This window comes from Pseudomonas sp. NC02 (genome assembly GCF_002874965.1).
Lineage (GTDB): Bacteria > Pseudomonadota > Gammaproteobacteria > Pseudomonadales > Pseudomonadaceae > Aquipseudomonas.
The window spans coordinates 1672288-1684233 of sequence record NZ_CP025624.1 but is presented as its reverse complement, the minus strand read 5'-3'; the positions used below and the strand labels follow the sequence as shown (position 1 = coordinate 1684233).

Annotated in this window: 13 protein-coding genes; 7 read left to right on the top strand and 6 right to left on the bottom strand. The window is 60.1% G+C overall.

Annotated elements, in window-relative coordinates; all coding sequences use genetic code 11:
• Window position 1 precedes the first annotated feature (1 nt).
• The gene (locus tag C0058_RS07885) at window positions 2-391 is read right to left on the bottom strand and encodes a hypothetical protein (RefSeq protein ID WP_003210719.1); all 390 of its coding nucleotides are present in this window, start codon (window positions 389-391) and stop codon (window positions 2-4) included.
• Between the two features lie 154 nt (window positions 392-545).
• Here C0058_RS07885 and C0058_RS07880 point away from each other — a divergent pair, with 154 nt between their 5' ends.
• A complete protein-coding gene (locus tag C0058_RS07880) occupies window positions 546-821 on the top strand; it encodes a hypothetical protein (protein WP_102368338.1) in 276 nt (91 codons plus the stop codon).
• Window positions 822-867: 46 nt separating this feature from the next.
• On the opposite strand, the gene C0058_RS07875 is transcribed toward C0058_RS07880, so the two are convergent.
• Complete coding sequence (locus tag C0058_RS07875; RefSeq protein WP_063034035.1) at window positions 868-2214, bottom strand: DEAD/DEAH box helicase; 1347 nt, start codon at window positions 2212-2214, stop codon at window positions 868-870.
• Window positions 2215-2407: 193 nt separating this feature from the next.
• Here C0058_RS07875 and C0058_RS07870 point away from each other — a divergent pair, with 193 nt between their 5' ends.
• Complete coding sequence (locus tag C0058_RS07870) at window positions 2408-3706, top strand: mechanosensitive ion channel family protein (RefSeq protein WP_003210716.1); 1299 nt, start codon at window positions 2408-2410, stop codon at window positions 3704-3706.
• Between the two features lie 50 nt (window positions 3707-3756).
• Here C0058_RS07870 and C0058_RS07865 read toward each other — a convergent pair whose 3' ends face one another.
• Window positions 3757-4401: a hydrolase gene (locus tag C0058_RS07865; protein WP_003210715.1), complete on the bottom strand. Its 645-nt coding sequence runs from the start codon at window positions 4399-4401 to the stop codon at window positions 3757-3759.
• A 153-nt stretch (window positions 4402-4554) separates the two neighbouring features.
• Here C0058_RS07865 and C0058_RS07860 point away from each other — a divergent pair, with 153 nt between their 5' ends.
• On the top strand, window positions 4555-5460 hold the full coding sequence (locus tag C0058_RS07860; RefSeq protein ID WP_102368337.1) for a LysR family transcriptional regulator: 906 nt from the start codon (window positions 4555-4557) through the stop codon (window positions 5458-5460).
• Here the strand turns inward: C0058_RS07860 and C0058_RS07855 are convergent.
• The 3 genes from C0058_RS07855 to C0058_RS07845 form a co-directional block, all read right to left on the bottom strand.
• A complete protein-coding gene (locus C0058_RS07855) occupies window positions 5405-6286 on the bottom strand; it encodes a carboxylate/amino acid/amine transporter (protein ID WP_102368336.1) in 882 nt (293 codons plus the stop codon). The two genes, C0058_RS07860 and C0058_RS07855, sit on opposite strands and share 56 nt — an antisense overlap.
• 203 nt (window positions 6287-6489) lie before the next feature.
• Complete coding sequence (locus C0058_RS07850) at window positions 6490-7089, bottom strand: FMN-dependent NADH-azoreductase (RefSeq protein ID WP_008437994.1); 600 nt, start codon at window positions 7087-7089, stop codon at window positions 6490-6492.
• Between the two features lie 151 nt (window positions 7090-7240).
• Window positions 7241-7555: a 3-phosphoglycerate kinase gene (locus C0058_RS07845; protein ID WP_102368335.1), complete on the bottom strand. Its 315-nt coding sequence runs from the start codon at window positions 7553-7555 to the stop codon at window positions 7241-7243.
• Between the two features lie 49 nt (window positions 7556-7604).
• On the opposite strand from C0058_RS07845, the gene C0058_RS07840 reads away from it, so the two are divergent.
• The 4 genes from C0058_RS07840 to C0058_RS07825 all read left to right on the top strand — a co-directional run bounded on the left by C0058_RS07840 (window position 7605) and on the right by C0058_RS07825 (window position 11828).
• Window positions 7605-8528, top strand: coding sequence for a LysR family transcriptional regulator (locus tag C0058_RS07840; protein WP_003210710.1), 924 nt, complete (start codon window positions 7605-7607; stop codon window positions 8526-8528).
• A gap of 13 nt (window positions 8529-8541) precedes the next feature.
• A complete protein-coding gene (locus C0058_RS07835; protein WP_008437992.1) occupies window positions 8542-9345 on the top strand; it encodes an alpha/beta fold hydrolase in 804 nt (267 codons plus the stop codon).
• A 3-nt stretch (window positions 9346-9348) separates the two neighbouring features.
• On the top strand, window positions 9349-9912 hold the full coding sequence (locus tag C0058_RS07830) for a peptidylprolyl isomerase A (protein ID WP_003210708.1): 564 nt from the start codon (window positions 9349-9351) through the stop codon (window positions 9910-9912).
• An 83-nt stretch (window positions 9913-9995) separates the two neighbouring features.
• Entirely contained in the window at window positions 9996-11828 is a 1833-nt protein-coding gene (locus C0058_RS07825) for an ABC transporter ATP-binding protein (protein WP_003210707.1), read from the top strand.
• Window positions 11829-11946 lie beyond the last annotated feature (118 nt).

Genomic DNA, 11946 nt, shown 5'->3' with positions numbered 1-11946 from the left:
ATCAGGCAATCTGTGGTTTGGAAGCCAGTTCATCAAACGTCGCCGGATCCAGAGCATCCGCCTGCTCGTCCAGCACCTGACGCGGGTGATTATCACCGGGGATACAGCTGTCGATCAGGCTCAGCAACTGTGAGCCGCGCTGGGTCAATTTGAAGTTCTCACCATTGCCGCACTCTTCCTCTGACCGCGACTCAATAAAGCCGTGCTTGAACAACAACGCCTCGTAATCCGCCGCGAGCTTTTTAAATTCATCGAGATTACCGATGGGCTCTCCGGCGGCGGCCCTTTTAGTCGCTTCTTCCTCGGCGTATTTGCGTGGGGCGAAGCTGGCGCCACCGTTCTGTACCTCATGCAGCAGTCGTTCGATCAAATCCCAATCGTAAGTCGTCATCCTGATTCCTCCTGAAGGCACACGAAATAGGCCCTTCAAAGGTGTGACATGCCGGACCCGTCGTCCGTTCAGCCTAGCGGACGGACGCGATTTCGCTGAACTTTTCAGTGCTCACGGCCCTCAACCGTTCATTACCGCCATGGAGGTCCGAATCATGAAAACCCTGCTGAATATGGCCGTCGCCGCCACGCTGCTTGCCGCCCTGCCCGCCTGGGCCTGCACGCCGGAAGAAGCCACCGCCAAACGTGAGCAACTGGCCAAGAAGGTGACCGAGCTCACCCAACAGAATCCAGAGAAGGCCAAGGAGATCAACGAAGAACTGCAGAACATGAAGCTGGAAACCGCCAGCGCAGACCTGCCCGACAAGTGCCAACTGATCGACCAGCGCCTCACGGAACTCAATGAGGCGACCGACAAAACTAAAAACTGAGGCGAAAAAAAACCGGACATTGTCCGGTTTTTTTATGGCTCAAGCTTTACTCGGCAGCCGGTGCTTCCGGCTTGCGGCGCTTCAGAGGCGCCATGCCGTCCTTGCTGACCAACGACAGGTTGTCGGTCTTTGGACGGTTGGCAATCTTGCGCTTGGTCGGCGACTTGGCACCGGCCTTCTTCTTGTCGCCCTTGGCGTCGACCTTTTTCTTCTTCACGCCAACGGCCTTGCCCGATGCCTTGACCTTCTTCGGCCCGCCGTAGGTGCCTTTGACTTCCTTGATGGTGCGGCGCTCGAACGACTGCTTCAAGTAGCGCTCGATGCTCGACATCAGGTTCCAGTCGCCATGGCAGATCAGCGAGATCGCCAGGCCATCGTTGCCGGCACGCCCGGTACGACCGATACGGTGTACGTATTCGTCGCCGCTGCGGGGCATATCAAAGTTGATCACCATGTCCAGGCCATCCACGTCCAGGCCGCGGGCGGCAACGTCGGTGGCGACCAGGATCTTCACGCCGCCTTGCTTGAGGCGGTCGATGGCCAGCTTGCGGTCCTTCTGGTCTTTCTCACCGTGCAGGACGAACGCCTTGTACTCCTGAGCCACCAGGCGACCGTAGATGCGGTCGGCCATGGCCCGGGTGTTGGTGAACACGATAGCCTTCTGATAGGTCTCGTTGGCCAGCAACCAGTTTAGGATCTGCTCTTTGTGCACGTTGTGGTCAGCAGTGATGATCTGCTGACGGGTGGTCGAGTTCAGGTCGCTGACGTTGTTGACCTGCAGGTGCTCAGGGTTGTTCAGGACCTTGGCGACCATGTCGCGCAGGGTCGAACCACCGGTGGTGGCCGAGAACAGCATGGTCTGCTGGCGGTTCACGCACTCTTGCACCAGGCGCTGCACGTCGTCGGCAAAGCCCATGTCTAGCATGCGGTCGGCTTCGTCGAGCACCAGGACTTCGACTTCCTTGAGGTCCAGGTTGCCGGCGTTCAGTTGTTCGATCATCCGGCCCGGGGTGCCGATCAGGATGTCCGGCACCTTGCGCAGCATGGCAGCCTGGACCTTGAAGTCTTCGCCGCCGGTGATCAGGCCGGACTTGATGAAAGTGAACTGCGAGAAGCGCTCCACTTCCTTCAAGGTCTGCTGGGCCAGTTCGCGGGTCGGCAGCAGGATCAGGGTCTTGATGCTGACACGGACTTTCGCCGGGCCGATCAGACGGTTAAGGATCGGCAGGACGAAAGCGGCAGTCTTGCCACTCCCGGTTTGAGCCGTCACCCGCAGGTCACGCCCTTCGAGCGCGAGCGGGATGGCCGCTGCTTGCACAGGCGTTGGCTCGACAAATTTAAGCTCGGCCACGGCTTTGAGCAGGCGTTCGTGCAGGGCGAATTGGGAAAACACGGGTGCTACCTCGAAGAAATACAAAAAAACAGCTGCATAGGGTAACGGTTTCGGGCGCCGAGGCCGAGTTTCTTTACGCGAACTGGGTTAATCAGGCGCTTTTTTGTCAGGGGATTTGTCCACAACCACAACTTTGACTTACTTAAATGCTCTAATCGGCCCGTCACGTCTTACAGAAGAATCGCGTTTACCCATGGATATCAAACAGCTCTGGCTCAACGTCAAAGACCTTTGGGGCACCCTCGACGAACACCCGCTGCTGCATTCCAGCCTCGCGCTGATGGTGTTGCTGGTAGTGGCATTGCTGCTCGGACGAGTGGCCCGCTACCTCATCCTGCACGCCGTCAAGCTGCTGGGCCGGCAACCCGCGCTGCACTGGCTCAATGACCTGCGGCACAACAAAGTCTTCCATCGCCTGGCACAGATGACGCCGTCACTGGTGATCCAGTTCGGCCTGTACCTGGTGCCGGACCTGAGCAAGACCGCCACCCTGTTCATCGGCAATGTCGCCCTGGCGTTCACCATTCTGTTCATGGTGCTGGCGATCAGTGCACTGCTCAACGCCCTGCTGGACATCTATGCCCGCACCGAACACGCCCGCACCCGCTCGATCAAGGGCTATGTGCAGTTGGCGAAGATGGTGCTGTTCGTGTTTGGCGCAATCATCATCGTCGCCACGTTGATCGACCGCTCGCCACTGCTGCTGCTTTCCGGTCTGGGTGCAATGTCGGCGGTGATTCTGTTGGTCTACAAGGACACCCTGCTGTCGTTCGTCGCCAGTGTGCAACTGACCAGCAACGACATGCTGCGGGTCGGCGACTGGATCGAAATGCCCCAGGTCGGCGCCGACGGTGACGTGGTCGACATCACCCTGCACACCGTCAAAGTGCAGAACTTCGACAAGACCATCGTCTCGATTCCCACCTGGCGCCTGATGTCCGAGTCGTTCAAGAACTGGCGCGGCATGCAGGCCTCCGGTGGCCGGCGGATCAAGCGCAGCCTGTATATCGACGCCAGCGGCGTGCGTTTCATCCGCGACGACGAAGAGCTGAAGCTCACCCAGGTACACCTGCTGACCGACTACATGAGCCGCAAGAAGGCCGAGCTCAAGGCCTGGAACGAAGCCCAGGGCAATGTCGCGGCGATGTCCGCCAACCGCCGACGCATGACCAATATCGGCACCTTCCGCGCGTATGCCCTGGCCTATCTGAAAAGCCATCCGGAGATCCAGCCGAACATGACCTGCATGGTGCGGCAGATGCAGACCACCGCCCAGGGCATTCCGCTGGAGATCTACTGCTTCACCCGCACCACCGCATGGGCCGACTACGAGCGGATCCAGGGCGATATCTTCGACTACCTGCTGGCGGTGCTGCCGGAATTTGGTTTGAGCCTGTACCAGCAGCCGAGCGGCGGTGACTTGCGGGCGGGGATGTTACCGGCGGTGCTGGGGGCCAGTCACCTGCCCCCGGCGGAAAAGGCAGTGATGTAACAACAAAAAACGGCACAACCCGAGTTGTGCCGTTTTTTTTGCGTTGGACCTTACTTGACCTGACGCTGCGGCGCGCCGTGAACCATGGTGTAGGCGTAATCCACGCCCATGCCGTAAGCGCCGCTGTGCTCCTGTACCAGGCCCATCACCGCGTCGTAGGTTTCCTTGTGAGCCCAGTCACGCTGGTATTCCAACAGCACTTGCTGCCAGGTGACCGGTACCGCGCCTGCCTGAATCATCCGTTGCACCGACATGTCATGCGCTTCTTTGCTGGTGCCGCCGGAGGCGTCGGTGACGATGTACACCTCGTAGCCTTCGGCCAGGGCTTCCAGGGCCGGGAAGTTCAGGCACACCTCGGTCCACAGGGCCGCCATGATCAGCTTCTTGCGCCCGGTGGCCTTCACCGCGGCCACCAGCGCCTTGTCTTCCCAGGAGTTCATCGAAGTGCGCTCAATTGGCTGCTGGTCCGGGAACACGTCCAGCAGTTCCGGCCAGATGTAGCCGCTGAAGCTCTTGGTCTCAACCGAGGTCAGGATGGTCGGCACGTTGAAGATCCTGGCCGCCTTGGCCAGCGCCACCGTGTTGTTCTTCAGGGTCTGGCGATCGATCGACTGCACGCCAAAGGCCATCTGCGGCTGGTGGTCGATCAGGATCAGGGTGGAGTTGGCTGGGTTGAGCAATTCGCGAATAGACATGGTGACTTCCTTTTAATGGTTTCGATTCGGTTAGGGGTGCGTTCAGCGCCGCTGTGAAGCTTGGCTGGCGGCTTGGAAGTAACTTTATGGGATGGATAAAATCGAGACAATTACCTAAAATCGAGAATCATTGATTCTAAAAAAGGGACAATCATGGACCGTATCGAATGCATGCGGGCGTTTGTCGTCACGGTCGGCGAGAACGGCTTCGCGGCCGCCGCGCGAGCCATGGACGTACCGCGCTCAAAAGTCAGCAAACAGATTCAGGCGCTGGAAGAATCCATAGGCGTGCAACTGCTTCAGCGCACCACCCGCAGCCTGCATTTGACGGAGGCCGGGGCCGAGTATTTTGAAGCAGCACGTGAGGTACTGGCCGCCCTGGACGAAGCCGAACAGCGGGCCCGGGATGGTATCGGCGAGCTAAGGGGCGTGTTGCGGGTCAATGCGCCGATGTCGTTCGGGCTGCATCGCCTGGGGCGGTTGATTCCGCTGTTCCATGAACAGCATCCGCATATCGAGCTGCAACTGGTGCTCAGCGACCAACAGGTCGACCCGGTACGCGGCGGGTTCGACGTGACCATCCGCATCGCCAGCATGCCCGACTCAACGATGATCGCCCGCCAGTTGGCACCTGCGCCACGGATCATGGTGGCTGCGCCAGCCTACCTGGCACGCGCGGGCACACCGCAGACCCCGCAAGACCTGCGCCACCACCAATGCCTCAATTATGGGTATCTGCAAAGCGGCGTCAGCCTGCAATTGAGCAAGGGCCAGGAAACCCAGCGAGTCAACATTACCGGCCCTCTGCACGCCAACAACGGCGACCTGCTGGCCCAGGCGGCAGAGGCCGGGATGGGCATCGCGCTGTTGCCGGACTTTATCGTCGAAGACGCCCTGAGCGCCGGGCGCCTGGTGCCGGTGCTCTGCGAATGGCAGGCGCCGGCAATCACCATCAATGCGGTTTATTCGTCAGCGCGACGCGTGCCGCAAAAGACCCGCGCATTCATTGATTTTTTGCTGACGCAATTGGCGCCGACGACCGCAGGCCCAGCCGGCTGATCCACACCGCCCCGAGAATCACCAAACCGCCCAGCAGCAACCTGCCCAACGGTTCATGCTGATTCCAGATCAGCAAGTTCAGCAACAACCCCACCGGCACATGCAGGTTGTTCATCACCGCCAACGTGCCACCGTTGACCATGCACGCGCCCTTGTTCCACCAGTACATACCCAGTGCCGTGCTGACCAGACCGAGGAACACCAAAACGCCCCACTGCAACGGCGCTTCCGGCAGGTAGTTGGCCTTGCCGAACATCAGGAACGCCGGCAACGCCACCGCCAACGCGCCGAGGTAGAAGTAGCCAAAGCGCCGGTAATGCGGCAGATCACTCGGATGACGGGCCACCAGATGCTTATAAAGCACCTGCCCGGCGGCGTAGGTGAAGTTGGCCAGTTGCAGCAGCAGGAAGCCCATGAAGAAGTTCGGGGTGATCTGGTCGAAGCGAATCACCGCTGCCCCCGCCACCGCCACCAGTGCGGCCACCAGCGCCCACGGGTTGAAGCGGCGGTTCAGGGCGTCTTCGATCAAGGTCACGTGCAACGGTGTCAGGATGGTGAACAGCAACACCTCCGGCACCGTCAGTACGCGAAAGCTCAGGTACAGGCACACGTAGGTCACGCCGAACTGCAGTGCGCCGATCAACAGCATGCCGCGCATGAACGCCGGCTCCACCGAGCGCCAGCGGGTCAGCGGGATAAACACCAGCCCGGCCAACAGTACACGCACCAGCACCGCGAAATAACTGTCGACGTGACCGGCCAGGTATTCGCCGATCAAGCTGAAGGAAAACGCCTGGATCAGCGTCACAACAAGTAGATAGCCCATGCTCGCCTCATTTTGAATGGGCGCGACATTAGCGGTTTTCCGCGCGTTACGAAACTCAAGGCAAAAAAAACCCGACCTCGCTAAAAGCGTCAGTCGGGCGGGAGCACTCAGGAGCAAAAAGTGCAAAGGGAGGTTCGATACGCGTACTTGAAGGGTTGCGTGGAGCTATCTAAACAGCGGGCGATTATCTGACGATTAACATCTCATGCCACTTGGGCCAACAACGCCTTGGCCTGGTTCAAACCCTTCTCCTGGAAATCACCGCCCAGGTTCACCCCTTCGGCATGAATGAACGTGACGTCATGGATGCCGATAAAGCCCATGACCTGACGCAGGTACGGTTCCTGGTGGTCGGTGCTGCCACCGGCGTGAATGCCGCCGCGGGCGGTCAGCACAAAGGCGCGCTTGTCGGTCAGCAGGCCCTGGGGGCCGGTGGCGGTGTACTTGAAGGTCACACCGGCACGCAGCACATGGTCGAGCCAGGCTTTGAGGGTGCTGGGAATCGCGAAGTTGTACATCGGCGCGGCCATCACCAACACATCGGCGGCCAGCAACTCATCGGTCAGTTCGTTGGAGCGGTCCAGGGAGGCCTGTTCAACCGTGCTGCGCTGCTCGGCAGGTTTCATCCAGCCGCCCAACAGATTGGCATCCAGGTGCGGAACCGGGTTGATGGCGAGGTCTCGTACGGTGATCTGATCAGCCGGGTGGGCGACTTTCCATTGGCTGATGAATTGTTGGGTCATCTGGCGGGAGATTGAATCCTGCTGACGGGCGCTGCTTTCGATGATCAGAACACGGGCCATGATTATGTAAGCTCCATCGGTGAATGCTGTAAGGCGATGGAGTGAAGGTTAGACAGGGTCCGTTCGATTAAAAAGCGTAAAAAACTGCTATAACCCATCTAGAAATTTGTTTATAAGCGGAGTATTGCTGTACGCAAGCTCCGCTTTTGCCTTATTTCGGTGCGCAGGTCAGCTGGATACGCATCTTGATGATGGCACGGCTGAAATTGGCCGTGGTGTTGGTGGTTTTCCCTGCCGCGACCGTGACCTTGCGCGTACGCGGGGCTTCCGGACCATTGGTAAAGCGTACCTTGCACTCCGCGTCATTGGGGCCGTAGTTGGTGAGTTGGATCGAACTGATATTGCTGTCGACGTCTGACGCGCTGTAATCGATCTTCACGCCCTGAATGTCTTTCGCCACATCGGTACTGAATGCAAACGCACTCAACGGCAGCAACGCCAGCAGCACACAACAGAATTTTCTCATTCGGCAGTCTCCAATAAGGACCGCCAGCTTAGGACAAGAGGAGCTCATCTTGAAAGCGCCCCGCGTTACCCTTGATCAATGGCGCACCTTGCAAGCCGTGGTCGACCATGGCGGCTTCGCCCAGGCGGCCGAAGCGCTGCACCGCTCGCAATCCTCGGTGAGCTACACCGTGGCCCGCATGCAGGATCAGCTCGGCGTGCCGCTGCTGCGCATTGACGGGCGCAAGGCCGTGCTCACCGAAGCCGGTGAAGTGCTGCTGCGCCGCTCCCGGCAACTGGTGAAAAACGCCAGCCAACTGGAAGACCTGGCCCACCATATGGAACAAGGCTGGGAAGCCGAGGTGCGGCTGGTGGTCGACGCGGCCTACCCCAACGCCCGCCTGGTGCGCGCCCTCACTGCCTTTATGCCGCAAAGCCGTGGCTGCCGGGTGCGTTTGCGCGAAGAGGTGTTGTCCGGCGTCGAAGAGCTGTTGATGGACGGCATGGCCGACCTCGCCATCAGCGGGTTCATCATTCCCGGTTACCTCGGTACGGAAATGAGCGACGTCGAATTTGTCGCCGTGGCCCACCCCGAACATCCGCTGCATCAATTGCACCGCGAACTGAGCTTCCAGGATCTGGAAAGCCACATGCAGGTGGTGATCCGCGACTCCGGCCGCCAGCAGCCACGGGACGTCGGCTGGCTCGGCGCCGAGCAGCGCTGGACCGTCGGCAGCCTGCCCACCGCCGCCACCTTCGTCAGCAGCGGCCTGGGCTTCGCCTGGCTGCCGCGACACCTGATCGAACGCGAACTCAAGGAAGGCCTGCTCAAGCTACTGCCCCTGGAACGGGGTGGCAGCCGCAACCCGACCTTCTATCTTTACTCGAACAAGGACAAACCCCTGGGCCCGGCCACGCAGATTCTCGTCGAGTTGCTGCGCACCTTCGACACTGCACCATTGGACGCGCCATTCGCCGCACCGCAGCAAGCCTGAACAAGGAGTTCACGTGGCCTATTTCGAACATGAAGGTTGCACCCTGCATTACGAGGAATATGGCCACGGCGCGCCGCTGATCCTGATCCACGGCCTGGGCTCCAGTTGCCTGGACTGGGAACTGCAAGTGCCCGTGCTGTCCCAACACTATCGCCTGGTGGTGGTGGATGTGCGCGGTCACGGCCGCTCCGACAAACCCCGTGAGCGCTACAGCATCGCCGGCTTCACCGCCGACCTGGTGGCCTTGATCGAACACCTGCATTTGCCGCCGGCCCACGTGGTCGGCCTGTCCATGGGTGGCATGATCGCCTTTCAACTGGCAGTGGATGAGCCGCAAATGCTCAAGAGCCTGTGCATCGTCAACAGTGCGCCCCAGGTCAAGGTTCGCAGCGCCAGCGACTATTGGCAGTGGGCCAAGCGCTGGAGCCTGGCGCGCATCCTCAGCCTGACCACCATCGGCAAAGCCCTGGGCAGCCTGCTGTTTCCCAAGCCCGAACAGGCCGAACTGCGGCGCAAGATGGCCGAACGCTGGGCAAAAAACGACAAACGTGCTTACCTCGCCAGCTTCGATGCGATTGTTGGCTGGGGCGTACAGGAACAACTTTCGAAAATATCCTGTCCAACCCTGGTCATCAGCGCCGACCACGACTACACCCCCGTGGCGCAGAAAGAAATCTATGTAAAACTGCTGCCCGATGCGCGGCTGGTGGTGATCGAGGATTCCCGCCATGCCACGCCGCTGGACCAACCCGAACGCTTCAACAACACCCTGCTCGATTTTCTCAAGACAGTCGAAACCACAACCCAGGATCACTGACCCATGCTGAAAAAAATCGCCTTCTTTGCCGGTTCCGTACTGTTCGCTGCCAACCTGATGGCGGCCGAACCCGCCAAGGCACCCCACGTATTGATCACCACCACCAATGGCGACATCGAGATCGAACTGGACCCGGTCAAGGCCCCGATCAGTACCAAGAACTTCCTGGCCTATGTCGACAAGGGCTTCTACACCAACACCATTTTTCACCGGGTAATCCCGGGCTTCATGGTGCAGGGCGGTGGTTTTACCCAGCAAATGTCGCAAAAGCCGACCGAAGCACCAATCAAGAACGAAGCCAGCAACGGCCTGCATAACGTGCGCGGCACCCTGTCGATGGCGCGTACCAACGACCCGAACTCCGCCACCAGCCAATTCTTCATCAACGTTGCGGACAATGCCTTCCTCGACCCGGGCCGTGATGCCGGTTACGCGGTGTTCGCCAAAGTGGTCAAGGGCATGGACGTGGTCGACATCATCGTCAACTCGCAGACCACCACCAAACAGGGCATGCAGAACGTGCCAATCGATCCTGTCCTGATCAAGTCGGCCAAGCGCATCGACTGAAGGCTACAGGGAGTTTCGCGCGGGGCCCGCAAGGCGTCGCGCGCATTTGAACAGGAGAGCCCGCCGCGCGGGCGTCAGACCTAATGCTCTATCGTCGTTTTGAACAACTGATCGACATCTTCCGCGAACCTCCCAGCGCGGCCCCTCCAGACAAAGTCCTACCCTTCTACGTCTATTACCTGCGCCAGGTATGGCCAAGCTTTGCCGCCTTGCTGGTGGTGGGCCTGATCGGCGCGCTGATCGAAGTGGCGCTGTTCAGCTACCTGAGCCGCATCATCGACCTGGCCCAGGGCACGCCGCCCGCCAACTTCTTCCAGATCCACGCCACCGAGCTGATCTGGATGGCCGTGGTCGCCCTGCTGTTGCGCCCGATCTTCGGCGCCCTGCATGACCTGCTGGTGCACCAGACCATCAGCCCCGGCATGACCAGCCTGATCCGCTGGCAAAACCACAGCTATGTGCTCAAACAGAGCCTGAACTTCTTCCAGAACGATTTCGCCGGGCGCATTGCCCAGCGCATCATGCAAACCGGCAACTCCCTGCGCGACTCCGCAGTGGCCGCCGTGGACGCGATCTGGCACGTGGCGATCTACGCCATCAGCGCCCTGGTGCTGTTCGCCGAAGCCGACTGGCGCCTGATGATCCCGCTGATCACCTGGATCGTCGCCTACAGCCTGGCCCTGCGGTACTTCGTGCCACGGGTCAAGGAGCGCTCGGTCATCTCCTCCGAGGCACGCTCAAAACTGATGGGGCGGATCGTCGACGGCTACACCAACATCACCACCTTGAAGCTGTTCGCTCATACCAATTTCGAGCAGAACTACGCCAGGGAAGCGATCGTCGAGCAGACCGAGAAAACCCAGCTGGCCAGCCGCGTCGTGACCAGCATGGACATCGTGATTACCACCATGAACGGCCTGCTGATTGTCACCACCACCGGCCTTGCCCTGTGGCTGTGGACCCAATCCCTGATTTCGGTGGGCGCCATCGCCCTGGCCACCGGCCTGGTGATTCGTATCGTCAACATGTCCGGCTGGATCATGTGGGTGGTCAACGGCATTTTCGAAAACATCGGCATGGTCCAGGACGGCCTGAAAACCATCGCCCAGCCGTTGGCAGTGACCGACCGGGAAAATGCCCCGCGCCTGGAAGTGCCCCATGGCGAGGTGCGGTTCGATCAGGTGGATTTCCACTACGGCAAGAAGAGCGGGATCATCAGCGGCTTGAACCTGGCGATTAAACCGGGTGAAAAGATCGGCCTGATCGGTCCGTCCGGCGCGGGCAAATCCACCCTGGTCAACCTGCTGTTGCGCCTGTACGACCTGCAAGGCGGCCGTATCCTGATCGACGGCCAGAACATCGCCGACGTCGCCCAGGAAACCTTGCGCGAACAGATCGGCATGATCACCCAGGACACCTCGCTGCTGCACCGCTCGATCCGCGACAACTTGCTGTATGGCAAGCCGGACGCCACCGACGAAGAGCTTTGGGCCGCCGTGCACAAGGCCCGCGCCGACGAGTTCATCCCATTGCTGTCGGACGCCGAGGGCCGCACCGGCCTCGACGCCCACGTCGGTGAACGCGGGGTGAAACTCTCCGGCGGGCAACGCCAGCGCATCGCCATCGCCCGGGTACTGCTCAAGGACGCGCCGATCCTGATCATGGACGAAGCCACCTCCGCGCTGGATTCGGAAGTCGAAGCGGCGATCCAGGAAAGCCTGGAAACCCTGATGCAGGGCAAGACAGTGATCGCCATCGCCCACCGGCTGTCCACCATTGCCAGAATGGACAGGCTGGTGGTGCTGGAAAAAGGCCAGATCGCCGAGACCGGCAGCCATGCCGAATTGCTCGCACACGGCGGTTTGTATGCGCGATTGTGGCAACACCAGACCGGTGGCTTCGTCGGAATAGACTGATTCCGTTGGTTAACTGCAACCTCAATTCCGAACAATTCTGACAGTTTTCTCTATCCCGCTGGTCTTGCTACACAATCCTGCTGTACTCCAATCAGGCCCCAGGAGGGCCCTGATTTAA